This window comes from Lacticaseibacillus casei DSM 20011 = JCM 1134 = ATCC 393, from assembly GCF_000829055.1.
Lineage (GTDB): Bacteria > Bacillota > Bacilli > Lactobacillales > Lactobacillaceae > Lacticaseibacillus > Lacticaseibacillus casei.
This window is the reverse complement of the sequence record NZ_AP012544.1, coordinates 2797294-2821344: the sequence shown is the minus strand read 5'-3', so window position 1 is coordinate 2821344 and position 24051 is coordinate 2797294. Positions and strand designations below refer to the sequence as shown.

General features: G+C 44.8%; 18 protein-coding genes and 6 pseudogenes. 10 read left to right on the top strand and 14 right to left on the bottom strand.

What is annotated here, in order from left to right:
• Nucleotides 1-29 precede the first annotated feature (29 nt).
• Both LBCZ_RS13570 and LBCZ_RS13565 read right to left on the bottom strand, forming a co-directional pair.
• On the bottom strand, nucleotides 30-353 hold the full coding sequence (locus LBCZ_RS13570; protein ID WP_025013530.1) for an ArsR/SmtB family transcription factor: 324 nt from the start codon (nucleotides 351-353) through the stop codon (nucleotides 30-32).
• Nucleotides 354-475: 122 nt separating this feature from the next.
• On the bottom strand, nucleotides 476-1072 hold the full coding sequence (locus LBCZ_RS13565; RefSeq protein ID WP_003582117.1) for a recombinase family protein: 597 nt from the start codon (nucleotides 1070-1072) through the stop codon (nucleotides 476-478).
• Nucleotides 1073-1250: 178 nt separating this feature from the next.
• Between LBCZ_RS13565 and LBCZ_RS13560 the strand changes: the two genes are divergently transcribed.
• Together LBCZ_RS13560 and LBCZ_RS13555 are read left to right on the top strand one after the other, a co-directional pair.
• A complete protein-coding gene (locus LBCZ_RS13560) occupies nucleotides 1251-4244 on the top strand; it encodes a Tn3 family transposase (protein ID WP_032958944.1) in 2994 nt (997 codons plus the stop codon).
• Nucleotides 4245-4409: 165 nt separating this feature from the next.
• Nucleotides 4410-5546 (top strand): annotated as a pseudogene (locus tag LBCZ_RS13555) (ISL3 family transposase); the annotation flags it as partial.
• Nucleotides 5547-5594: 48 nt separating this feature from the next.
• Here the strand turns inward: LBCZ_RS13555 and LBCZ_RS13550 are convergent.
• From LBCZ_RS13550 to LBCZ_RS13535, 4 genes and pseudogenes are all read right to left on the bottom strand, one after another.
• Nucleotides 5595-6566, bottom strand: a pseudogene (locus LBCZ_RS13550) (sugar porter family MFS transporter); the annotation flags it as partial.
• A gap of 120 nt (nucleotides 6567-6686) precedes the next feature.
• Nucleotides 6687-7835 carry an IS3 family transposase gene (locus LBCZ_RS15820; RefSeq protein ID WP_144340552.1) on the bottom strand — a complete coding sequence of 383 codons (1149 nt, stop codon included), beginning with the start codon at nucleotides 7833-7835 and terminating at the stop codon, nucleotides 6687-6689.
• Nucleotides 7836-7907: 72 nt separating this feature from the next.
• Entirely contained in the window at nucleotides 7908-9050 is a 1143-nt protein-coding gene (locus tag LBCZ_RS13540) for a glycosyltransferase (RefSeq protein WP_032959341.1), read from the bottom strand.
• Between the two features lie 264 nt (nucleotides 9051-9314).
• A pseudogene (locus LBCZ_RS13535) lies at nucleotides 9315-10383 on the bottom strand (IS30 family transposase).
• Between the two features lie 203 nt (nucleotides 10384-10586).
• On the opposite strand from LBCZ_RS13535, the pseudogene LBCZ_RS16460 reads away from it, so the two are divergent.
• Nucleotides 10587-10940, top strand: a pseudogene (locus tag LBCZ_RS16460) (LtrC-like protein); the annotation flags it as partial.
• 152 nt (nucleotides 10941-11092) lie between these two features.
• On the opposite strand, the gene LBCZ_RS16645 reads toward LBCZ_RS16460, so the two are convergent.
• The 3 genes and pseudogenes from LBCZ_RS16645 to LBCZ_RS13520 form a co-directional block, all read right to left on the bottom strand.
• Nucleotides 11093-11155, bottom strand: a complete 63-nt coding sequence (locus LBCZ_RS16645; protein ID WP_222843308.1) for a putative holin-like toxin — start codon at nucleotides 11153-11155, stop codon at nucleotides 11093-11095.
• Nucleotides 11156-11368: 213 nt separating this feature from the next.
• Nucleotides 11369-12109, bottom strand: a pseudogene (locus LBCZ_RS13525) (restriction endonuclease subunit S); the annotation flags it as partial.
• A 217-nt stretch (nucleotides 12110-12326) separates the two neighbouring features.
• Nucleotides 12327-13379, bottom strand: coding sequence for an IS30 family transposase (locus LBCZ_RS13520; protein WP_010620018.1), 1053 nt, complete (start codon nucleotides 13377-13379; stop codon nucleotides 12327-12329).
• A 123-nt stretch (nucleotides 13380-13502) separates the two neighbouring features.
• Between LBCZ_RS13520 and LBCZ_RS13515 the strand changes: the two are divergent.
• Both LBCZ_RS13515 and LBCZ_RS13510 read left to right on the top strand, forming a co-directional pair.
• Nucleotides 13503-14462, top strand: a pseudogene (locus tag LBCZ_RS13515) (phage major capsid protein); the annotation flags it as partial.
• Nucleotides 14463-14525: 63 nt separating this feature from the next.
• The gene (locus tag LBCZ_RS13510) at nucleotides 14526-14819 is read left to right on the top strand and encodes a head-tail connector protein (RefSeq protein ID WP_025013947.1); all 294 of its coding nucleotides are present in this window, start codon (nucleotides 14526-14528) and stop codon (nucleotides 14817-14819) included.
• Nucleotides 14820-15616: 797 nt separating this feature from the next.
• Here the strand turns inward: LBCZ_RS13510 and LBCZ_RS16180 are convergent.
• The 3 genes from LBCZ_RS16180 to mscL all read right to left on the bottom strand — a co-directional run bounded on the left by LBCZ_RS16180 (nucleotide 15617) and on the right by mscL (nucleotide 16501).
• Entirely contained in the window at nucleotides 15617-15757 is a 141-nt protein-coding gene (locus tag LBCZ_RS16180) for a hypothetical protein (protein WP_003568371.1), read from the bottom strand.
• 15 nt (nucleotides 15758-15772) lie between these two features.
• Nucleotides 15773-16021: a GlsB/YeaQ/YmgE family stress response membrane protein gene (locus LBCZ_RS13500; RefSeq protein WP_003568375.1), complete on the bottom strand. Its 249-nt coding sequence runs from the start codon at nucleotides 16019-16021 to the stop codon at nucleotides 15773-15775.
• A gap of 111 nt (nucleotides 16022-16132) precedes the next feature.
• A complete protein-coding gene (gene mscL / locus LBCZ_RS13495; RefSeq protein WP_003577148.1) occupies nucleotides 16133-16501 on the bottom strand; it encodes a large-conductance mechanosensitive channel protein MscL in 369 nt (122 codons plus the stop codon).
• A 271-nt stretch (nucleotides 16502-16772) separates the two neighbouring features.
• Here mscL and LBCZ_RS13490 point away from each other — a divergent pair, with 271 nt between their 5' ends.
• On the top strand, nucleotides 16773-17264 hold the full coding sequence (locus LBCZ_RS13490; RefSeq protein WP_107750397.1) for a hypothetical protein: 492 nt from the start codon (nucleotides 16773-16775) through the stop codon (nucleotides 17262-17264).
• A gap of 196 nt (nucleotides 17265-17460) precedes the next feature.
• Nucleotides 17461-17937, top strand: a complete 477-nt coding sequence (locus tag LBCZ_RS13485; RefSeq protein WP_032959206.1) for a GNAT family N-acetyltransferase — start codon at nucleotides 17461-17463, stop codon at nucleotides 17935-17937.
• A gap of 314 nt (nucleotides 17938-18251) precedes the next feature.
• Here the strand turns inward: LBCZ_RS13485 and LBCZ_RS13480 are convergent, their stop codons facing one another.
• Nucleotides 18252-19709: an ISNCY family transposase gene (locus tag LBCZ_RS13480; RefSeq protein ID WP_039639827.1), complete on the bottom strand. Its 1458-nt coding sequence runs from the start codon at nucleotides 19707-19709 to the stop codon at nucleotides 18252-18254.
• Nucleotides 19710-19974: 265 nt separating this feature from the next.
• Here LBCZ_RS13480 and LBCZ_RS13475 point away from each other — a divergent pair, with 265 nt between their 5' ends.
• A complete protein-coding gene (locus tag LBCZ_RS13475) occupies nucleotides 19975-20394 on the top strand; it encodes a YjdF family protein (RefSeq protein WP_025014061.1) in 420 nt (139 codons plus the stop codon).
• A 150-nt stretch (nucleotides 20395-20544) separates the two neighbouring features.
• Here LBCZ_RS13475 and LBCZ_RS13470 read toward each other — a convergent pair whose 3' ends face one another.
• The gene (locus LBCZ_RS13470; RefSeq protein ID WP_010620018.1) at nucleotides 20545-21597 is read right to left on the bottom strand and encodes an IS30 family transposase; all 1053 of its coding nucleotides are present in this window, start codon (nucleotides 21595-21597) and stop codon (nucleotides 20545-20547) included.
• Between the two features lie 174 nt (nucleotides 21598-21771).
• Here LBCZ_RS13470 and LBCZ_RS13465 point away from each other — a divergent pair, with 174 nt between their 5' ends.
• The gene (locus tag LBCZ_RS13465; protein ID WP_025013574.1) at nucleotides 21772-22362 is read left to right on the top strand and encodes a YdeI/OmpD-associated family protein; all 591 of its coding nucleotides are present in this window, start codon (nucleotides 21772-21774) and stop codon (nucleotides 22360-22362) included.
• Between the two features lie 140 nt (nucleotides 22363-22502).
• The gene (locus tag LBCZ_RS13460) at nucleotides 22503-23897 is read left to right on the top strand and encodes an aspartate ammonia-lyase (protein ID WP_039639828.1); all 1395 of its coding nucleotides are present in this window, start codon (nucleotides 22503-22505) and stop codon (nucleotides 23895-23897) included.
• Nucleotides 23898-24051 lie beyond the last annotated feature (154 nt).

Below are 24051 nucleotides of genomic sequence, written 5' to 3'. Positions count from 1 at the left end.
ACACGCGTCTATGTATTGCTTAAAAAAACTTAATTGGCAACATCTTTTTCACAATCAGACCGTTGGCAAAGGCAGTGCTCATCAGCGGCTAACAGTTGGTCGGTATTCTGTTTAAACTCTTGGACAAACCTTTTTTGTAGGGAATAGTGGTGCCATTTCCCATCCTTTACCGCAAACACAATACCTGCATTTTGCAAAACCTTCATATGATGAGACAAAGTGGGTTGAGAAAAATCAAAATGCTGGAGGATATCACAAGCACAAAGTGATCCACATGAAAGCAGATCAATGATTTTTAGGCGGTTCGGGTCAGCCATTGCTTTTAGCATTTGAACGTAATTTTGATAATCCATTTTTTCTCCTTCCATTACATAGACGATCATCTATGTATAGTATAAGAGCTACTCCAATGGCTTGTCAACTTTGTTAAAACTAAAGGTCGTAAATCTTTTTTGGAATCCATAATATTTAGAAGTCAGTTGTGAGAAGCAGATGGGTCATCTTTTCTTTTAAGCTTTTTTAGTTTTAACCGATTCACTTCGCGGTAAAAAGTTCCTGAGGAAATTTGGTTGGTGGCCAAAATTTCTTTAACTGAATAGTCACCACTTTGATACATCCGAATGGCAATATCCAACTTTTCTTGGGCGATTCGTGGTCGGCCAACTGTCACGCCACGCCGACGACTGGCCGCAATCCCTTCTTTAACCCGATCAGCTAATAAATTCCGCTCCAGTTCCGCAATCACACTCATCATTTGCAGCATGGCTCGACCAGTTGGGGTCTCGGTGTCCATCTGCTCCTTTAAAGAAACAAACTTAATTTGTTTTTGGTGCAGTAATTGAATCAGATTTAAAATGTCCAACGTATTGCGGCCCAAGCGGGAAATACTTTCAACGACCACGACATCATGAGCCCGAATGGTTTGGAGAAGCTGGGTAATTCCCGGTCTTCTTTGCCGGGTCCCGGTAAACTTTTCTTGAATGATTTTTTCGGCACCATAAGCCATTAATTGATCAATTTGGCGATTGAGATTCTGATCATCTTTTGAAACCCGTGCATATCCAATAATCATGAGTGACTCCTTAGTTTTTTGATAGCCAGGGTAAATTTAGCTATCTTTTGGCAATGGTTTATTATAAACTTTTTGATAATGAGTTTTTGAAAACTCAAAACCCGGTTAAATCAACCTAATCAAAGTATAGCGAAACCTTTCCAAAAACTATAGTTTTTTAAAAACATTGGAGAATAATATGCCGACTAACCCGCATCACCAACAAAGCTTCGGAACTTTTGAGGGCATCTCTTCTGCCGATCAACTGCGGCTGTATTTTCAATTAACTGATTTTGATCGCGCGTTAATTGATGAAATGCGTTCCGCAACGACTAAATTAGGCTTTGCCGTTCAATTGAGCTCAGTTAGATTTTTAGGAACTTTTCCAACTAATCTACAACAAGTCCCAGCTGAGGTAATTGATTATTTAGCTAAACAGTTAACTATTGATGGTCGGGCATTAGCAGGCTACACGCGAAAAATGACCATTAGCCAACATATGGCGCTGATTAAGCGAAAATATCATTATCAAGCCTTTACTGATCCCGCGGTCAAAGCGAGCCTGAACGACTGGCTGCTTGAGCGAGCGCGTTTTACAAACGAAACCGAAAAACTACTTTTTGATATGCTGCTAAAAAAATGTTTGGATGAAAAAATTCTCTTACCAGGGGTGACCACCTTTGAACGCTTTGTTAATGGGGTCACGGAGGTTGCCGCCGACCTTTTGGATAGTCAATTAGTGGCCGTCCCTTCAGCGGAAGAAACGGACCGACTTTTAAATCTGTTAACTGCCGTTGGGGAACCCATCTATGGGGCCACCATTAAAATGGATCTCTTAAGAAATCCTTTGATGGATGAAAGCCGCAAAGAAATTAACCGTGGCTTTACTCGATTAAAACAGTTTCAACAATTTAAAACTGAGGATTGGCAATTAGGCGCAATTCCAGCAGGAAAGTTAAAGAATCTGGCCAACTATGCTTTTAAAGCCAAGGCCAGTCTGATTAAACGGATGTCCGTCAAAAGACAAACGGCGTTATTGGTCGCTTTTGTTTCCGAGTATCGCAAACGAGCGATGGATGAACAATTACTAGCTCTTTCACGCTTCTACGAGGCGCTTTTTAAACGGGCCAAAAATAAAGAGGCCAAGGAACGGCTGCGAACCATTAAAGATTTTGATCATGCAGCTTTAACGCTCTCCCAGATTGTCAGGTTATTGATGGACGAAACGATCAGCAGTCAAGATCTCAGAAACAAAGTTTTAGCAACTTATCCACCTGAAATAATTGAGTCAGCCGTTACCCAGGTTAATCAGTTAGTGCGTAATGAGCGAGAACCAATTGCCATTGAAGAACTGTTAAATGCTTATCGAAAATTCCGGAAATTCATTCCGGATATTTTAGCCACTATTGTTTTTGAAGGGACTACCAATGGCCAAGATTGTCTGATGGTTTGGGAGTTTATTCGCCAACGGTTTCCGCGCCCGGTTACCTATCGGATGTTTGAACAGATCGTCGAAAAACTACCGAAAAAATGGCGTTATTATATTCGTGAGAACCCCCAAGTAACCAATCAGTGTGTGTTGATTGCCGGCATCGAGATTCTGGTTCATGGTCTTAAGCGTCATGATATTTACGTCCGGCAAAGTAATCGCTATCTTGATCCCATGGCCTGCTTAATTGATAAGTCTACTTGGCGTCAACAAAAGGCCGTTTTGATTCAACAACTTGATTTACCGCAGACTGGTCAAGCAGCCGTTGAAGCGGTGAAACAGGATTTAGCTTTATCCTATGCCGAGGCCCTAAAAAATTGGGCTGATTCAGAAATGGCCCAGGTCAAAGAGGTTGACGGCCAAGAAAAAATTATTGTGGCCAAATTACGCAAAGTCCGTGAACAAAAGGACGAAGCGGCCTTTAAAAGTCGGGTTCGGCATTTAATTCCCAAAATTGATTTATCGGATATTCTCTTGGAGGTTAACCAACAGTTACAGTTAACACAATGTTTTAGTCACGTTAGTGAAAGTGGGACGAAGATGAAACACGTTGATATTAGTATTTTAGCGGTTTTATTAGCTGAGGCTTGTAACATTGGCCTTTCGCCAGTGGCTAAAAACAGTTCAAATAGTCTAAAATACGATCGGTTAATGTACGTGGACCATCAATACTTGCGAATTGATACCCTTGCCGCCGCCAATCGCCGCATTATTAACGCGCATAAAAAATTAAAAAGTGCGCTCATCTGGGGCGACGGTCAAATGGCTTCGGCCGATGGCATTCGTTACGTTACCCCCCAAAGGTCTTTATATTCTCGTAGCAATCCAAAATACTTTGGCCGCGGTCGCGGGATTACTTTTTACAATTTTGTTTCTGATCAATATATCGGCTTTCATGGCATGGTGGTTGCAGGGACCTTACGAGATTCTCTCTACCTATTAGAAGGCTTTTTAAATCAAGGCAGCAGTTTGGAACCCACTCAGATTATGACCGACACCGCCGGTTATAGCGATTTAGTCTTTGGCTTATTTGGCCTATTAGGTTTTCAGTTCAGTCCCCGAATTGCTAATAGTCAGGGAACCAAGCTATGGCGGATTGATTCGACCGCTGATTATCAAGTCTTAAATGGGGTGTCTCAAAACCGCATTAATTTAAGGTTGATTGAAGAACATTGGGAGGATATTTTACGCGTGGCCGGTTCGTTAAAGTCTGGTAAGGTCAATGCGACAGAATTAACTCAGGCCTTGCAACGTGAAGGCCACCCAACCGCTTTGGGTAAAGCGATTACTGAATACGGCAAAGTCTATAAAACGAAACATCAATTACGCTATCTTTCAGATGAGATTTATGCGCGTCAAATTTTGGAACAGCTAAATAAAGGTGAAGCTCGGCACGCGCTTTGTCGAAACATCTTTTATGGTCGGAAAGGGAAGCTTTATCAAACGTATTTTGATGGTATGGAAGAACAACTAAACGCTCTCAGTTTAGTCACGAATGCCATTATTTATTGGAATACCGTTTACCTGGAAAAGATTGTGACGCAGATGCAATCAGAAGGGTTTGATTGTTCTGACGACATGATCGGCAAATTATCGCCACTGATGTTTGAACACATTAACTTTGTCGGTAAGTACACGTTCCAATATAATGAAGCGTTAGAAAATGGTCATTTAAGACCATTGGATGAAGCAGACGAAAAATAAGATTGTTCGGTTTTTAAAGTCTACCGCTACTTTTCGTACGAATGTTCCAGAGCTCTTTTTAAATAAAGCCAATATAAAAAATCAGAAACGCTGTTAAATCAACGTTTCTGATTTTTTGTTCGGGATCCTACCGCTACTTTTCGTATGGATGTTCCATTGACCCCGTATCATGTGATTGATGCCGAGCTGACTTACCGGTTAACCCGGTGCCCACTGTGTGGCTTTGAGGCCTTGCACCCTAACGGGTTTTACACGGCCCACGTGCGCGTCCTCAACGGGGTTGAAATGCCGACAGTCATTGACTTGCACAAGCAACGATGGCGCTGTCATAACTGTTACCACACAGTCAGTGCCAAGACGCCACTCGTGCAACCCAACCACACGATCGCCGCTCACATGACAGAACGAATCATGAAGTTAGCGCATGAACGGTTGCCAGTCAAAACCATCGCCCGTATTATCGGAATCTCAGCCTCCTCGGTTCAACGGATCATTGACCAAAATCTCAAACTCCGACCGGCTCGCCGGCTACCCACGCGACTCTGCTTTGATGAGTTCCGTTCCACTCATGGCATGATGTCGTTTATCTGTCTTGATGCCGATTCACATCGTCTGATTGCCTTGCTTGGTGACCGATTCAACCGCACGATTAAAAACTTCTTCATCGCTCATTATTCACTCGCTGAACGCACTCGGGTCCAGACGGTCACCATGGACATGAATGCAGCTTATCAGACGATTATTCATGAGGTTTTCCCCAAGGCCCAAGTCGTCATTGATCGGTTCCATATCATTCAACTTGCGGCTCGTGCCCTTGATCAGGTACGCGTCCAAGCGCTCAAACAGCTTGATGACAAGCACAGCCGTCCTTATAAGATCATGAAGACAAACTGGCGGCTTTTTCATCAAACTGCGCCTGACGCTAAACACAAACAGTTCCTGTTTGGTTTGAATGAAGACGTCACGCAACAGGAGGCCATCGATATCGCACTTGATACTGAGCCCAAGCTCAAGCAAACCTACGAGACCTACTTAGCGCTTCATGATGCTTTGATGGTGAAGAAACATCCCGCGGAACTGGCAAACCTGTTAGCTACTTACGAGCCAAACGATACGGCAATGGACATGACGATCGCGACGCTTAAGCGACACAAAGTCGCTGTTCTCGCCGCTGTCACCAGCCCTTATTCCAACGGTCCGATCGAAGGCGTTAACTGCCTCATCAAGTCACTCAAACGATCCTGTTTTGGCTTCAAGAATCAGCTGAACTTCTTCAAACGAATCTACCAAATCACGGCATAACATGACAAAGACGGCTCCCCAAATGGAGAACCGCCTCAAATGATAAATTTATTCTTCAACACCAGTTGACGCAGAGCCTTTATTATCCAGTTCAATTTCTTCCAAAGATCTGCCTGCGGTTTCCGGAGCAAATTTCCAAGCAAAGATCAATGAGAGAATATTGGCGCCAACGAAAACTAGGAAGGTATTCGACATGCCCAGTCCTGCCAACATAACTGGGAAGAAATAACCGACAAAGAAGTTACTGATCCACAAGAAGAAGGTCGCAAAGCCCATGCCCAATCCACGAAGACGGGCTGGGTAAATCTCTGACAATAATAACCAAGTTAGCGGCCCTACGGCTCCTTGGAAAAAGGCTAAATAAATGATGGTCAACAGAATTGTCGCATAAGGTAACAAAGGACTGCCATTTAGAAAATGGCTAGTTAACGTAATGCCGACCAGCGAAAACAATGTTCCACTGATACCAGTTAAAAGCATTTGTCGTCGTTTAAACTTGCTCATCAAATGCATAGTCACAATGGTTGCAACGACAGACGTCACACCATTTAAAATATTCGCAATTAATGCCGCATTTTGTCCGAAACCAGTTGTTTGCAAAATCGTCGTGCCGTAATACATCATGACATTAATCCCGACAATTTGTTGCATGATGCCTAACCCAATGCCGATTAAGACCAAGCGCCGAATCCAGGAAATCTTTAAATCCTTAATCGAAGCATTTCCAACTTCCTGCGCTGATTTCAATGAAATTTTGATTTTTTCCATTTCATCTTTAGCCTGTGCTTCTGTTCTGATTTCACGCAATACTTTTAACGCTTGATCCAATTTACCATTTGCTGCTAACCATCGAGGTGACTCAGGCACAAAGCTCATGCCTATCCATAAAATGATGGCCGGTATGGTCGCCAATACGAGCATCCAACGCCAAATGCCGGGAATGTGTCCCAAAGTTGTGCCCAAAATAGCATTAAAAACAAAGGCCAAAAGTTGTCCTGACACAATCATGAACTCATATTGGATTGAAGTCAATATTTGAGACAGATTTTAAGAGACATTCAGAACCGCGTTTACCTTCCACAGCTCAAATAAATCATTAATTGCGATTAATAACTTATTTGAACCCTGGAAAGCATTAAGTCAGGCGGCCATTTGGCTCGTAAGTGTTGCAATTTCAACTTGTAAGGGGGTCTGGTAGCCCAGTGAACTATGAATTCTCTTCCTATTGTAGAAAGCATGCACATATTCAAAAAGGACGGCAGCGGCAGTTTCATAATCTTCAAAGACCGGCACTGGATAAACACATTCCTTTTTGAGGGAAGCGTGAAAGGATTCCATTGGCGCATTATCATACGGACAACCCTTACGGCTGTATGAGTGGCGGATATGTAGCTCAGTTAAACGTTGATTGTAATCATCGCTGGTATACTGTGATCCTAAATCCGTATGGATAATCAGGTCCCCAGTAATGGTTCGATTTTTAACCGCGCTTTCAAGGGTCTTTAAGACTAAATCAGTATCCATCTTTTTTGAGAACGAATAGCCGATAATCCGTCGTGAGTGCAGGTCCATGATGGTTGATAAGTAACACCAGCCATTACGCTTCGTTTGAATATAGGTCATATCAGCGGTCCATTTTTGATTTAAACCAGTGGTCGAGAAATCCTGCTTAAGCAAGTTGGGACGCTGTTCAACCTTGGTTTTGGAAGCCGAAGCCGCTTTCCACTTATTGACGGTAACGGAGTGGATATCCAGTTCCTTCATGAGCCGGGAAATCCGTCGTGGACTGCACCGAAGCTGCAGTGGTTGAAGTTCCAGATTCAATTCATGGTGGATCTTCATAACACCGTATCGCTGCTTAAATTCCGCAAAGATCCGCAGAATCCGTTGTTTCAAGCCCGCATCTTCGGCCCGGCGTTTTGAAGGTTTGGGGGATCGATAACGATAATACTGAGCTCTGGAAACACCGAGGATTCGGCACATCTTGGTTACCTGGTGGTGATGGCTTTCTTGGTGAATGTAATCAAAGATATTGGTTACTTCTGCGCAAGAAAGCCTAGGGCTTTTTTTTAGGATTTCGTTCTCCTCAGACAGCGAAGCCAGTCGCTTTTCCATCGCTTTGATTTCGTCTGGCGATTTACCGGATTGAGTTTTGGCCTGGCCCTGGATCCACTTATGAACTGTTGAATAGCCAATGCCATATTCTCTGGCCAGTTGGGCAGCTGATTCGCCTTGCTTATATAGGTTGATAATGTTTTGTTTGAATTCTTTGTCGTAACGAGTTGGCATGTAAAAATTCCTTCCTTTTGAGAGATGATTTATTCATTATACCCTCTCTTAAAAGTTGTCTCAGGAATCAGCTTACATCCACAGGTTTGCAATGGTCGCCAGCATGTCTTTTTCAGTTCGATCCCAGCCGATCGTTTTAAGAAAGGCTTGACCATTTTGGACTTGGTTGCTGATCGTGTCAGGGTTGGCACAAGCATTTGCAAGCGTTTTGGCCAGATCTCGTTCATCAAGATGACTGGCAAAATAGGTCCCGTCTTTTAAGAAGTAGCTTCCTGTGCCTTCCTTAAAATCAATGAGTGGCAGGCCAGTGCTCATCATTTCATAAGGGACAAGCGAAAAATTGGTCATAGATGGCGCGATCCCGAAATCAGCACTTTGGTAAAGTCGATTTAATTCCGGGGGAGTCAGCTTACCAAGGTTTTCACCATTGATGAAGCGTTTGCTGCGGTCGGTACCGAAGTATTGAATTTTGAGATCGATTCCTTTGGCGCGCAGTAACTGGCGGCAATTTTCGAGGACAATCTGAATGTTGATGGGTGCGCGCCGCGGGCTGCTCCACTTGGTATAGACAGCAAGCTTGATTTGTTTTTTTTGTTCATAAGGTCCCATGTCGCGTTCCTTGAATGGATATCGTGCGACATCGACAGGAAAGTTAATCACATCAATAGGACTGTGAACCTTGCAATGCATGGTGATCATGTGGGCACACCATGGACCAAGCGATACCATGTGCAGGCCTAGACTGTAAGTTCGTCGCGCCATCTGATAGCGATCGCCATATGGATAGAAATACGGTTCGTAATCTTGAACAAAATACATTTTGTACCCCGGTTTGTTCTTGATCACATAAACGGATTCCCATAACGTGGCGACCCAAATATCGGAACGATGGGACTCAAGTTCGCCCATTGGCAGACAGGTTCCTTTGTAACCGGGATAATTAAATTCAGCATTCTGAATCATTTCGTCTTGGCTTTGTGGGACATAGCTTAAATAGTAGACATCGTAACCGGCGTTGGCCAGCAGCGTACCTAGATGCAGCATCGTTGTTTGACCGCCATCAAAACCGATAATGCCAGTTGTGACAAATGTGATCCGATTACCACGCGGTTTCGTTTGATCGGCTGGTTGATCATTAAAATATTTCAAAATCTGATCATATTGATGAATACTGCCATCAGGGACATCACTAAACTTAGTTTTTGCAGGTTTCACAACGAGTCCTCCTTGTATGATTAATGGTACTTTGTGTCGCTTTAGGCGTTGCTTAAATTTGAGTAGAAAAAAGAAGAGCGGACTAATGTCATCTCGCGTTTGGTGTGACGATCCGTGTAGGCTCAAGCAGCGTACAAAAGCGGCTATTTTATTTTAGTTTACATAATAACCGTAAACTTCTTTTTCCCAAATTGCAAGAACAAGTCAGCCGGGGTGTTGAGACACTCCCAAGAACAGCCTGTTATCTTATGAGTTGTTCATTGTTTAGCTTACGTGTTGTGCTGAACGCCGAGTCCGGCGCACTTCGGTCTCAAAACACTCCTGGGGGCTACGGTAGTCTAGCTTTCTCCGGGGAAGCCCGTTAAGACGGTCTTGGGTAGCCAGCACCTGGCTGGGACTAACATCATCCAGCGACTCGCCTTTTGGGTAGTCACGTCTAATCATGCGATTGTGGGCCTCGTTGGAGCCGCGATCGCATGAGGTGTATGAATGCGCGTAGAAGATGTCTGTATCTGTGTCCTCAAAGGCCTTATTCAGAGTCGAGAACTCCGGGCCATTGTCTGCGGTAATCGTGCGCAGACAGTCACCCCACTCAAGCTTGATTTCTCGTAACGCAAACCCCACAGAGTCCGAGTCTCGGCCTTCGATCAGTCGGAGAAGTTGGCAACGAGTCTTCCGCTCAATCAGGCTAAGGATGACGCTCTCACGGCCATTGCGTTTCCCGACAACGGTATCCATCTCCCAATGTCCGAACTGCTTGCGGCGTTCGACAGCCTTAGGACGCTTCTCAATACTGCGGCCGGCTAGGCGCTTATGCTTAGTGCTCTTGTGTTGCTTGGTCCGCCGATTTGCCTTCTCCACGAGATCGATGTTCCGAATTTCTAAGCGTTGATCATCGATGTAGCGATATAAAGTGGTTGTGCACACCATCTCCTCAGGGGTGAATAGCTTGGCTCGCCGTGCGGCGCCAACGGCTGCATCAGGTGACCAGTGTTCAGTCTTCAGTCTTGGCCTGATTAACATACCAGGCCAGGAAGTGGCTTGTAGCGGCGAATTTATCCGGCCTATGACAATTCAGACGTGCGGTCTCATAGCGCGTCTGAGCAGCTTCAGGACTATATTCCGTATGATAGATCAGTTTGCCATTAATGCGCTTAGCCTGCTTGACAGTCCCTCGGTCAATCTCATTATTGATGGTTTGATGGCAGACGCCAATTTTGGCAGCAATTTCGCGTTTGGAGGTGCCGGTGGCGTAAAGTTCTGCAATTCTACCGCGTTCCATTTGAGACAAATGATGACCTGGTTGACGACGTGTGATATCCTGTTCATGCATCAGGACAATACCTCTTTCATTGTTTGTGTTGGAACTTCAATGATACAGGATATCTGTTCTTGATGTTTTTTATTGTCCCAAATTTGTAATAAAAGTGGCTAACTTGATTTTAAAACGCGCGGTCCATATTAGAATACGTACTATGGGAATACAGATGAGAAAAATTCCATTGAAGTTAGTGCTGTTGATAAACGAAAGCGAGAAAAGATGAGACCGTGATCCATAGTGTTTTAAGTGAAATCCAGCAAGCGAGCAGTAAGGTGATTGAGCTTAGCGATGGCTTAACCAAACAATTAGGTTTACAAGAAGCACTACAAGCCCCCGACCATGGACTAACACAGCAGTCAGACAAGGCATTGAATCAGTCCTGTCAAGGATTACAACAACAATTCCAGTTAGCAACTAATCCTTAACAAAAAGCGCAATTTAAAAATCAGTTAACTGCTGTGCACCAAGAAATTAGTGATTGAATGCAAAAGCAACTGCAAACATCTGCTGAACAGAATCCAGAAATTAAACAATCCAATTCCAAACCTGATCGAAGCATGAAACGTTAGCCAGTTTTTAAAGGACATGCTATAATGGAAACAGAAAAGGAAGCCCCGCCGAAAACAGGACTTCCCATGCAAGCCGCTTCAAAGGCGGTGGCAGATATTAAAACGACACTAGTTCGCCCTGTAACCTACCAAAGTTACGCAGGGCGGCTTTTTTATTTGTGGTGCTTGTCGATATAGCTGAGTAGCGCGATTAAAAACGTGCCAAACAGCAACATCAACGAGAGTGTCTGGAAGACGCTCATTGACTGTGAAACCTTCCTGAAGATTATTCCATGTTCCCATGGGCCTCACCTCACAAGGAAAAAGACAGCCACCGCCCTTAAAACTTCTTGCTTGGTCCATTATACAGGGGAATTGAGTATTGACCAAGCACAATAAAAATTAAGGTATGGGGCTTCGTAGGATCCTAAATTAGATCAAATTTAGGATCAGCAAAACATCTTTTGTAGATATCCTTTTTTGAGTTCCTGAAGTTTTTCAAGCTTACGCTGATGAAGAGCTATAGTATCGTCTAGTTGTTTGAAAAATATAAAAATTTGTTTTTGTTCCAAAATACTTGGGAATTGTATTTTTCCTTCTAATGCTCCTTCATCAGTCACATTAATAGTATTTTTTGCGCCTTTTGTGACTAATGGAGTTAGGTAGTGTGTAGCGATATTATCGTTTTTCAACGCCATCGCTATAAATGGTGTATAAGCTTTATCTGTAGACGTATACACAGCATATAAAGGGGATAGAATTCCTTTTATAGTCGCGACCTGAAAGATTCCGTAGGGAGCGCCTTTAAGTGGACTTTTGGTATATATTAATTCACCGCCTTGGACTACCTTGTAATTGGAAAGATCAGATCCAGCAAACGATCGACCTTGATATTTTATTTGATTAACAGTTCCAACTTCTCGAGATACAGACAGAACATCGACCTTTCCATACTGCTGAGCTTTATTTTTGGTTTTAGATATGTCTAAAACGTCTTTTAACTTACGCTCCTCCCAATCGTCAGCAAACCCTGAAAATCTTAATTGCGGGAACTTGCTGCCATTTTCGGGGAACAATTTCTGCAAATAGCCCTGTTTAAGTTCCTTAAGCTTAGCTAACTTACGCTGGTTTACAGTTATCAGATTATCTAGTTTTTGAAAGAAATCAAAGATTTTTTGTTGTTCGATTCGATTTGGAAAATTCAAATATCCATCTTGGATGTAAGCTGATTCCTGAGACAACTTTTAAGAGAGGGTATAATGAATAAATCATCTCTCAAAAGGAAGGAATTTTTACATGCCAACTCGTTACGACAAAGAATCGTAAATTGCAAGAACAAGTTAGCCAGTCGTTGAGGACAATCCCAGAACAGGCCGTTATCAAATAGAAGTTGTGGCGCTAGAGAGACTACTGGGCCATGCGGCGAACGCGCCGAGCTTCGGCCTCAAAGTTTTGCTGGGGTGTGCAGTAGCCCTGTTGTTTGCGAGGCAACTGATTCAAGCGGTCTTGCGTGGCCTGCACTTGACTAGGGCTAATGTCATCTAGGGACATGCCCTTAGGGAAGTCCTGGCGGATCATCCGGTTATGTGCCTCGTTGGTGCCACGGTCGCAGGACGTGTAAGGATGGGCGTAGAAGATCTCAGTTTCCGTCCCAGCAAAAGCAGTATTTAAGGCGGTGAACTCGGGTCCGTTGTCGGCTGTGATGGTCTTGATGCAAGCTCCCCATTCGCGCTTGATTCCACGCAATGCATAGCTCACAGAGTCTGCATCTCGTCCTTCGATCAAGCGGAGAAGTTGGCAACGGGTCTTGCGCTCAATCAGAGTCAAGATGACGCTCTCCTTGCCATTGCGTTTACCGACAATGGTATCCATCTCCCAGTGACCGAACTGCCTGCGTCGTTCAACGACCTTAGGCCGTTCCTCGATACTGCGGCCAGCCAGGCGCTTAGCCTTGGTGTGGTGCTGGTGAGAGGTCTTCCGCTTAGTCTTCTCCAACAGGTCGATATTTCGAATCTCTAGGCGTTGGTCGTCAATGTACTGGTACAAAGTCGAGGCACAAACAAGCTCTTCAGGAGTAAACAGCTTGTGTCGCTTGGCATAGCCGATTGAAGCATCCGGCGACCATTTGTCCTGCTTAGCTCGCTGTACGTACCAGGCTAAGAAGACCTGTACGCTGGCGAACTTGTCAGGACGATGGCAGCTCAAGCGTGCAGTCTCGTAACGTGCCTGAGCAGCCTCTGGCAGGTATTGTCGATGGTAGACGCGCTTGCCATTACTCTTCTTGACCTGATCTACTGTACCTCGCTTGATTTCATTATTAATGGTCTGCGGGCAGACGCCAATTTCAGCAGCAATCCAACGATTGGACTTCCCAGCTTGGCGGAATCCGGCCACTTTTCCGCGCTCGAGTGATGTTAAGTGCTGACCTTTTTGGCGGTGTGTGCTATCCTGTTTCTGCATCAAGACAATATCCTCTTCCATTGTTTGGGTAGGAACTTCAATGATACAGGATATCTGTTCTTGATGTTTTTTATTGTCCAAAAAATTTTGAGACAGTGGCTAACTTGATTCTAAAATGCGCGGCTGAAAACTAATACTGAACAACCAGAAAAAGGAGATAAAACCATGACCGAAAAAACTATTATTGATAAAGAAGAACATACCGAGTCCCGCGCGTATGAGGATTACATCCGTAGCATGGGCGAACAACGTGACGGCTTAACGACAACCACTGCTGGTACAGTCGTTCCTAAAGAAGTCATCGAAGACGTCTGGAATCTAAAGGAATCCGATTATGACCTGGCTAAATATGTCACTGTGAAGCAGGTTGGTACCCCAGTCGGCACCTACCCAATTGCCCTAACTAACAATGGTGTCTTAGCCACCAAGGAAGAACTCGCAGACGTGCCAGAGATCGATGCAACCCTATTCCGTGGTGTTGACTATAAGGTTGCTACCCGTGCTGGCAAGATCTATCTGTCTAATGAACTGGTAGAAGACAGTGAAGTTGATATTGTTGCCGAGGTTAAGAATCAACTCAAGAAGCTGGTACAAAACACGGACAATAGCAACATTATCAGCGTTCTGACTGGCAAGACGGGCACCAACGATAACTTCAAGCACATCACGGGTACTGGTCTCGATGACATCAAGCAAACCTTCAATGTTGAGTTAGATCCAGCACTGTCCTTGTCTGTTATCGTCAATCAGGATGCTTTCAACTACCTTGATACACTGAAAGACAGCGAAGGCCGTTACTTGTTACAACCTTCAATCACGGCACCATCAGGCAAGCAACTGTTTGGGGCCCCAGTGATCGTGATTGCTAACAAAGTATTGCCGACTGATAAGGTGGGCACCTATCGGATCATCATCGGGGACTTTGCTCAAGCAATCTTCTTAGCCCAAAAGAACGAAGTCAACACCCAGTGGGAACGCTTCGATAGCTATTCTCAGGGACTGGCGGTTGTCATCCGCAACGATTACGAAGTGGTTGATCCAGACGCTGCTCGAATTGTTGACATCACACCGGTAAAGGCCTAAGAGCATAATTTAGTGGGGGTGTGCCTCAGGGTACGCCCCTATTTTTATATAGGAGATGAGCACATGACTGTCACTACTGATGACATTAAAAATAGCCTGCGTGTGCAGACTGATACTGACGATAGTTTGATCAACAACTACCTGACAGCGGCACAAGACTATGTTCACAATGCCGTTGACAGCACAGCTGCGATTGATGCGTTACAAGCGTACTCACAATTTGATATTGCTGTGGCCATGTTGACCGAATTCTGGTATCAGAATCGTGGAGCAGTTACCACAGCAAGTCAAGAGCCACCGTATTCAGTGGTTAGCATGATCCAGCAGTTAAGAGGACTGTTTGCAGCGGATGTATAGTATCGATAACCAAAAGATTATGATATAATTAAGATAGTCCTAGGCGATAAGCGGGTAGATCCGTTTTAACCGACGCACGGCATAGCTAACCGGTGGCGCATTTTATAGACCAGGTTACTTTTTGCCTCGCTGAAATCCAGGCAGTACAGTATCATCATTACACTAACCTCTTTGGTCATAAAAATAGCCAGTTTCTTGTTTAGCAGATCGTTCTGCTTGGGAAACTGATTACATGACTTGTCGTTTTCAATTGGCGGGCAGAGATGCCCGGTTTTTTGTGTGCTGAGAGACGCATTCTGATGCACGCTGAACAAGAGTAACTTGAGGAATGGTTGTCGCGAACTGCGATAATCATGTAAAAAGGGGGTCGTGGTTCGCGACTCCCTCCGTAGTTCAATGACTGTTTCGATAATATCTAAATAGCTAACAGAGTCCGAATTTCGTGCCTTGTTATCCAAGTCAAAAATTTCTACCTGCTTATGGGAACCAGGTGACAAATAGTCACTTAGTCAATAAAGTGATTAAAATGGTTGCAACTCCCAATAGCATGAATATTGATCCAGTCCACACTCCAGACTTATTAGTGATACCTCGCTGGTTTCCTGACGGTTTTTCCCAGCGTATACTCAACAAAGCCCAAAACCAGAAACAAAATACCAACAATAAAGTTAAAGACAGCATAATGATTCATCTAAAGCACCTCTCAAATCCGTATACGTGGCGTCGCATCATTTTAACAAACGATTGGTGTTTTGAACACAAAAATAGCCACCTCATAGCGAAGTGGCTATTTTGTGTTAGTCATGTAGCTTTTCTTGTAGTTTATCTCCAGCATTATCAATGCCCTTAGCTGCGAAGACTGTACCTGCAACTAAAACACCGCCAACGATGAGAGTACTAGCAACCATAAACTTAAATGCAGCTTTTAAAGCGTCCATAAAGATGTCCCCCTATCAGTCTTTTGATCTGCCAACAAAGAAGGAGACTACGGCAACAACAATAATTGCGCCGATAATTGAAGGAATCAAAGCCATTCCTGCCAGTTGTGGCCCCCAATGGCCTAAAAGTCCCTCACCAATTGCAGAACCCACTAATCCTGCAATGATGTTAGCAAACCAGCCCATCGATTTGCCCTTGCTAGTGATAGCACCAGCAATTGCACCAATAATAGCACCAACAATTAAAGCCCAAAGAAAATGCATGATAATTCCTCCTTCAATTAAATTGAATATCTCCTGCGCAATTTAATTATATACACACAACCATTAGAATGTAAAAGAATCAGCCTTAGTAGCTTAGGATCAAGTACGCAATCATTTGCTATTTTGAAGCAAGTCACGTATCTGTGTAAGCAGAAGCTCTTCTTTTGATACTGTGGGAACATCGCTCTTCTTTGCGGGCATAATTCGATTGACGGCTTTCACGATGAGAAATACAACAAATGCAACTATAAGGAAGTTAATAACATCGTTCAAAAAGTTGCCATACTTAAACTTTGCGTTAAAGAGAGTAAAATACATACCACTTAAATCAGTCTTTCCTGCAAACATTGAAATAATTGGATTTATTAAGTTCTTAGTCAGTGAGGTTACCACAGAAGTAAAAGCGCCCCCGATAATAACACCAACGGCTAAGTCAAGAACATTGCCTCGCATAATAAAGTCCCGAAATTCCTTAATCATATTGTTCGCCTCCAAAATTATGTAACGCACCATAGTATAGCAGACGATAGAATTTTCTGAAAGCAAAAAAATAGCCGCCCATAATGGACGGCCACCGCCTGCCAAGCAGAAATGAATTCCGTGGTTTTCTCGTGGTTTTCTTTTATTGATAATCAATGATAACCAATGACAATCTGGTTAAAATAAAAACCAGTAACGACGCTGTTTTGACAACGTTTGCTACTGGTTGATAACGCTATTCTGGGTGGTCAGGGTATTGGCGCTTGTGCTTATGATTTTTGTTAGTCTTCGTCACCAAGGTCCTAAAAACAAACGCGATCCCGGTGCAGATGCCGAGGGCTTTTTGATTAAGTTGCCTGGTACTATGGAAATCGTTAAGTCGGGTGTTGGCCCCTTTTTGATTGAGCGAATTCCTAAAAAGTTACAGACAACGACTAATGCCAACACGCTGCTTTACCATGTTCAAGCCGCTGGGTGGCATGGTCAGGTGATGATTGTGAAGGCGAAGGAAGATGACAACTACGACTTCCTGAAGTCTGGTGTAAGCGGTGAGGGTTATGCGTTGATTAACTTACATACAGGAAAAAGAGTGTGGGCGCATCAGTTGGCCTCGTTACATCGTCGATATCCGGAAGCCCGTCGAATTCGGGTGAAATCGTTGGATCACTACCACTGGCGGAACCCTTCCAAGCAGCTTCCTAAAAGCGAGGATAATCGGGTGATTATGTCACGGGTTTTTACTAATATGGTGACTAGTCATTAGGCGCCAGAGCAGCGATTGTTAAATAGAGTGTAGTGACTTGGTTGCTAGGTGTTTTTAGTTTTGTGATTAAATAGTAAATTTTACCGTGGTTATTTGAGCATAATTTGTGTATGATGAGTTGTTAAAAGGTATTCGGCAAGGGGCTTGCTCAAATGCTACATAGGTCCGTGTTTTGTTTGCTTTTGGAGGTGAGTTTATGAATATTCAGGTAAGACGTTTTGAAACAGCTGATGCTCAGGTAGTAGCGAAGCTTGTCGCTCGAGTATTGAGAGAATCGAATAGTAAAGATTACTCCTCTGATTATATTGAAAAGGATATTCAGAAAATGGGGAGTGATTTCTTTATCGAGAAGGCTGAACAGACTCATTTCTATGTATTCTGTGATCACAATAAAATCATCGGCACTGGTGCAATTGGTTCGTACTGGGGAAGCCAGGATGAATTTAGTCTTTTCGATATCTTTGTGCTTCCAGAATATCAAGGACAGGGCGTTGGTCGTTTGATTATTGAGACGCTTGAAGAAGATGAATATTTCAAACGGGCTAGCCGTGTTGAAATTCCGGCTTCAATTACTGGTGTGGAGTTTTACCGGCATATGGGTTATGACTTCAAACATGGTGATAAGAAAATTGATGATGAGAAACTTCATCGGCTTGAGAAGTTCCCAAATTAGTAGTGTATTCGATTCATCGCGCCTAATGATAATTATGGCGAAAGAGGAGAGGGTGGTTGAGTGATCGCGCATTTTCACTAATATCGTTATTAGACATTAAGTGCCATAGAAACGTCAGCTAAATGTTGCGCCGTCCTCGTCTTTTGGTATTGTGATCGCTAGGTAAACGAAAAATCCGGTAGCATCGGCGAATTAAATTGGTGCTAACGGACCTTTAGCGTGAACGACAAAAACCTCTATGTCAAGCGATTTTCGACTTTGACAGTAAATTCCACAAAACATGCGTCCGAAAACTGGACGCGAGATGATCCTGATTAGACTTGAATCGCTTGTGAATTCTTGTATGGATATCGTTCGGCGACCAACTGTTTAACCCTTGTCCTGTTAATGCCAAGAGAATCAAGGTAATCGCGATAGTTGGTGCGGCGCCACGGATGCGTAATTGCCGGGATTTTCTTGGTTCGTTTAGGAGTTGGTGCCGCAGCTGGCGTAAGATCGAATTTGGCTGACATGAACTGTTCTTTTGGCACACAGAAAAGATCGTACACCTGGTCATCATCAGTGGTCATATAAAGTCTGCCCGTGAAGCTTTTGATGACTAAGACCTTTGTATGCGGTGGTAAGTAAACCAATTCGCCATTCCGGTGTGGCAGATAGCGTTTGTTATCAAAGCGAACACAATGTCCGTGGCCGATGCTGCGTTCATTGGCAATGATCAAAATATTGTCAATTTCCTTGGGTGTTAGTTGCTTCTCAAACACCGACATGCTACTTTTGATGGTAGATGCGAAGCGGTCATTGTAACGCTTGATAAAGCCGACCAAAAACCGATTGGCATCTGCGATTGTGGTGATGTTATGCAACCGCAGTTCACTTGTGAGCCGATCTTGAAAAGTCTCCAGAAGACGTTCTATACGGCCTTTGGCTTGCGGAATACTGGTGGCCGAAAGTTCTGTTCCAAGTGTCTGGCAGGCATAACCGAAACGTGTAAGAGGGTTCTCGGTCGAAGGTGAGCCCTCTTTTTTGTTGCTGTTAAACACGGTGCGCCGATCCGTTAGGAATTCTGCTGGAGCGCCATAATCGCGAAGGACTTGGGCAAACACATGATAATAGCCGCTGAGTGTTTCTTGTTTGGCAAAGTAGCCGCCGACAACGTTCCCGGACTGATCATCAATGGCTGCGTGTAAGGTGGTTTTTTGAGTACCAAACCAATACTCCCAGGAAGCATCCATTTGTACCTGTTCACCAGAATAATGTTTCCGAGGACGTTCTGGATGGGCTTTGATGTTTTCAACGACCTCGATGGCTGACAAGGTGGCTTCATCACGTTTGGATAGGAGCTTGGCCTTCTTTTCTTTCTCTTTTAACTCACGCTTGACCCGACGTTTCGTGGCCTTGTGGGCTTTGGGTGAAAGGATGTGGTGGTGTCTGAATAAGAGCCGGAGTGAGGATTCGGAGATGGCGATTTGTTCGGCAGTGGTTAAGAACTCGTGGAAATGAGCGATGTTGAAACCGGCATACTTGTTGGTGTACAGATGAATGATCTGGCGTTCGAGTTGCGCGTTGCGTTTGTTGGCAGGCTCACGGCCGGTATTACCATGGATAAAGCCGTCTTTGCCTTGTTGCTTGTAAAGCTTGATCAGTCGGTAGATGGTTCGTTCGGAGCGCTTGAGCTTAACGGCTGCGCGTTGCACGGAGGTCTTACCATTGACCACTGCTTTGATGACTCGGTAACGTTCTTCTTCTTTCATTGTTAAGACAACCTTCTTCATGTGATTCCTCCTAGATGTATCTTCTAAGAGGTTACAGTTTTTGTGACACTTTGGCTAACTGCTTACTTAAGACAATATCGCTTGCGGTCGACACTTTAGCGTGAACGACAAAAACCTCTATTTGACACAACCCCATCAAAGTCAGACAATAACACTGCGTTATTAAAAACACGGTCTGGTTGGTAGTCCAGACGCGGCTTAGGTCGTCAGTATCCTTCCTCCTTGGATGTCCGGATTGCGTGAAAAACTTAAAGGAGGTGTTAGTTTGACGAATCAAGGCAAGCTAACAGTTTATTTTGAACAGCCCTTTTATCGGGGGCTATTCGAACAAGTAGTGGGTGACACGTATCGTGTTGCCAAGGTTACATTTGGTACGCAGGCTCCGACAGCGAATGAGTTGTTGTGTTTGATTCAACAACGATGGGGCAGCTTGCACTGGGTAGCGGCCCAAGAAAGCGTTCTTTCTGAAGTGCCACTGACGATGAACCCGAAGAGGCGCAGTAGGCAAGCACGAAAAGAGGTTCGGGACTCCAGAAAAGGCCGAGCATCAACACTTTTGAAGTTAGAGCACAAACAGAACTTGCGGTTGAAAAAGCAACAACGAAAGCGGCTAAAAGATCAGCATGCTCGTGAAGTTCATTTGAAGAAACAGACCAAACGTTTGGAGAAGCATCGCGGTCATTGACTGTTGACGCTTAATCAAATCCGGATTCTACGTAAAGTTGTCTTATTTACGTAGAATTTTTGTTCGTAAATTGCAAGAACAAGTTAGCCAGTCGTTGAGGACAATCCCAGAACAGGCCGTTATCAAATAGAAGTTGTGGCGCTAGAGAGACTACTGGGCCATGCGGCGAACGCGCCGAGCTTCGGCCTCAAAGTTTTGCTGGGGTGTGCAGTAGCCCTGTTGTTTGCGAGGCAACTGATTCAAGCGGTCTTGCGTGGCCTGCACTTGACTAGGGCTAATGTCATCTAGGGACATGCCCTTAGGGAAGTCCTGGCGGATCATCCGGTTATGTGCCTCGTTGGTGCCACGGTCGCAGGACGTGTAAGGATGGGCGTAGAAGATCTCAGTTTCCGTCCCAGCAAAAGCAGTATTTAAGGCGGTGAACTCGGGTCCGTTGTCGGCTGTGATGGTCTTGATGCAAGCTCCCCATTCGCGCTTGATTCCACGCAATGCATAGCTCACAGAGTCTGCATCTCGTCCTTCGATCAAGCGGAGAAGTTGGCAACGGGTCTTGCGCTCAATCAGAGTCAAGATGACGCTCTCCTTGCCATTGCGTTTACCGACAATGGTATCCATCTCCCAGTGACCGAACTGCCTGCGTCGTTCAACGACCTTAGGCCGTTCCTCGATACTGCGGCCAGCCAGGCGCTTAGCCTTGGTGTGGTGCTGGTGAGAGGTCTTCCGCTTAGTCTTCTCCAACAGGTCGATATTTCGAATCTCTAGGCGTTGGTCGTCAATGTACTGGTACAAAGTCGAGGCACAAACAAGCTCTTCAGGAGTAAACAGCTTGTGTCGCTTGGCATAGCCGATTGAAGCATCCGGCGACCATTTGTCCTGCTTAGCTCGCTGTACGTACCAGGCTAAGAAGACCTGTACGCTGGCGAACTTGTCAGGACGATGGCAGCTCAAGCGTGCAGTCTCGTAACGTGCCTGAGCAGCCTCTGGCAGGTATTGTCGATGGTAGACGCGCTTGCCATTACTCTTCTTGACCTGATCTACTGTACCTCGCTTGATTTCATTATTAATGGTCTGCGGGCAGACGCCAATTTCAGCAGCAATCCAACGATTGGACTTCCCAGCTTGGCGGAATCCGGCCACTTTTCCGCGCTCGAGTGATGTTAAGTGCTGACCTTTTTGGCGGTGTGTGCTATCCTGTTTCTGCATCAAGACAATATCCTCTTCCATTGTTTGTGTAGGAACTTCAATGATACAGGATATCTGTTCTTGATGTTTTTTATTGTCCAAAAAATTTTGAGACAGTGGCTAACTTGATTCTAAAATGCGCGTAGAATTTTTGTTATTAACACTGGTCAAAAATCAGTATGGGAAGCAGAAAAGTTGGTAAAAAAGATTGTTAATCATTTAACCGTTACTAATCGTCAGCAGTTTAGAAAATGGCTAGCAACTCATTATCAAGACGCGACTGAATGTTGGGTGGATGTTAAACGTGGTGTGCCCAAACCGGATGGCACTTTTTGGTATGTTGATGCTGTTGAAGAAGCTATGTGTTTTGGATGGATTGATAGTACATACAAAAAATTGGCTCCGGATCAACCGGCTTCACAAAGATTTGTTCCTAGACAAACTGGGAGTATTTGGTCGGAGCTAAATAAAGAGCGATGTCGGCGCATGATCCATTTGGGGCGGATGACGCCAGCCGGGTATGCTATGTTGCCAAATATGGATCCCAATAGTTTTAAAATCGATACTAGCATCGTTCGTGCTCTTAAGAGGCGGCCTGGTGCGTGGGCTTATTTTCAATCATGTCCGGCATTATATCAACGTGTCCGCTGTGGCACCATTCAAATTAAACGTAGTCAGCCAAAGCTATTTCGCCAGCGGTTGACTAAGTTTGCCAATGCGTGTCAGGCACATCGAATGATCGGTCAGTGGAATGATGGGGGAAGATTGCCTGTGTCCGATGTTTGACCATGAAATTTATGGCAATTTTTAAAACATTGGTATACTTTTTACCGCCTTTGTCAGACTACCTGACACTAAACGTTGACGCGCGTTGTGACACGCATATACTGATAACGTAAATATTGGTATATGAAAGGGAGTTCACAATGCGTATCGAGGAAGATTGTATTGGCAAGTTGGCAGTAGACGAGGATGTCTTGTACGGGATCCACACCACCCGCGCACTGGCGAATTTTCCGATTAGTCATGAACGGACTGATCCGTTACTTTTCAAGAGCTTGATTATCATTAAAAAGGCCGCGGCTCAAGTCAATGCGGCAGCTGGGACGCTGACGGCATCGAAAGCCAAGGCGATTGCTGCGGCGTGCAATAGTCTATTGATGGGGGAACACAACGATGCGTTGGTTGCCCCGGCTATTCAGGGGAGTGCAGGGACATCGGTGAATATGAATGTGAACGAGGTCATTGCCAATCTGGCGAGCCGTCACACGACCGACCGGGTGCATCCTAATGATGACGTCAATAAGTGCCAGTCGACGAATGACACTGATCCGACAGCCGGGAAAATGGCGGCTTTGCAAGCATTGCCGCCGTTGCAGCAGGCGTTGACATTTTTAGTGAAATCACTGCTGGCTAAAGCTGATGAATTTGCTGATGTTGTCAAAGTCGGGCGTACCCAGTTGCAAGATGCGGTTCCGACAACATTTGGCCATACTTTCCAGGCATTTGCGCATTTGTTTCAGCGCGATCAGGTGCGGTTGACACGAGCAGCTGATGATTTGCGGGTTGTCAACTTAGGTGGGACTGCAATAGGTACCGGGTTAAATGCTTCGCCGTATTATCGGGAACACATTGTTCGGCAAGTCAATCGTTTGATTGATTTAAACCTTGAGCAAGCGGATGACTTGGTTGATGCAACGCAGAATTGCGATGTTTTGGTTGCTTTTTCCGGTGCGATGAAAGGTTTAGCGACTGATTTGTCGAAGTTTGCCAACGATTTGCGCTTATTGAGCAGTGGTCCCCAGGCTGGGTTGAACGAGCTCCATCTGCCAGCCAAACAGGCGGGCTCCTCGATTATGCCAGGGAAGGTTAATCCGGTGATTCCTGAAGTGGTCAATCAAATCGCTTTTCAGGTCATTGGACAGGACTTAACGATCAGCATGGCTGCCGAGGCAGGACAACTGGAATTGAATGCCTTTGAACCGATTATTTTCCGCGATTTGTTGCAGGGAGAGCGGTACTTGGCGCGCGGCATCGATACGCTAACCACCAACTGTGTGACTGGCTTAACAGTCAACCAACAGCAGTGTGCTGCAAATGTTGAGCATTCCGCGATTAGTGCCACGATTTTAAGCCCATACTTAGGCTATGAAGCCACCACAAAACTTGTCAAAACCAGTCTTGAAAAACATGTGGCGATTCCGGAACTGCTTAGACGGCAGCATCAGTTACCTGATACGTTGATTGCCCATCTCTTTTCACCGTCTGTGATGACCAAAGAAGAGCCGGTTCAGAAGGAGGCTGCTGGGGAGAAGCGCTGAGGTGGACGGTTCTGGGGGAACCTTATGTGTGTGAGTTGGCGTTTCACGTGGAACACGGTACACAAGTGGTCGCGGTTAGTTACCGGACAAATCAAAAAGACGCATACGGTATTTTTACCGCAAGCGTCTTTTTTATGTCGTCATAGGCAATTTC

Coding starts and splice junctions, on each gene's coding strand:
- mscL (WP_003577148.1), bottom strand. CDS start 16,501: ATGATTAAGGAATTTCGGGACTTTATTATGCGAGGCAATGTTCTTGAC.
- LBCZ_RS13565 (WP_003582117.1), bottom strand. CDS start 1,072: ATGATTATTGGATATGCACGGGTTTCAAAAGATGATCAGAATCTCAAT.
- LBCZ_RS13480 (WP_039639827.1), bottom strand. CDS start 19,709: ATGAAGAAGGTTGTCTTAACAATGAAAGAAGAAGAACGTTACCGAGTC.
- LBCZ_RS13470 (WP_010620018.1), bottom strand. CDS start 21,597: ATGCAGAAACAGGATAGCACACACCGCCAAAAAGGTCAGCACTTAACA.
- LBCZ_RS13510 (WP_025013947.1), top strand. CDS start 14,526: ATGACTGTCACTACTGATGACATTAAAAATAGCCTGCGTGTGCAGACT.
- LBCZ_RS13520 (WP_010620018.1), bottom strand. CDS start 13,379: ATGCAGAAACAGGATAGCACACACCGCCAAAAAGGTCAGCACTTAACA.
- LBCZ_RS15820 (WP_144340552.1), bottom strand. CDS start 7,835: ATGCCAACTCGTTACGACAAAGAATTCAAACAAAACATTATCAACCTA.
- LBCZ_RS13460 (WP_039639828.1), top strand. CDS start 22,503: ATGCGTATCGAGGAAGATTGTATTGGCAAGTTGGCAGTAGACGAGGAT.
- LBCZ_RS13570 (WP_025013530.1), bottom strand. CDS start 353: ATGGATTATCAAAATTACGTTCAAATGCTAAAAGCAATGGCTGACCCG.
- LBCZ_RS13485 (WP_032959206.1), top strand. CDS start 17,461: ATGAATATTCAGGTAAGACGTTTTGAAACAGCTGATGCTCAGGTAGTA.
- LBCZ_RS13490 (WP_107750397.1), top strand. CDS start 16,773: ATGATTTTTGTTAGTCTTCGTCACCAAGGTCCTAAAAACAAACGCGAT.
- LBCZ_RS16180 (WP_003568371.1), bottom strand. CDS start 15,757: ATGGACGCTTTAAAAGCTGCATTTAAGTTTATGGTTGCTAGTACTCTC.
- LBCZ_RS13500 (WP_003568375.1), bottom strand. CDS start 16,021: ATGCATTTTCTTTGGGCTTTAATTGTTGGTGCTATTATTGGTGCAATT.
- LBCZ_RS13560 (WP_032958944.1), top strand. CDS start 1,251: ATGCCGACTAACCCGCATCACCAACAAAGCTTCGGAACTTTTGAGGGC.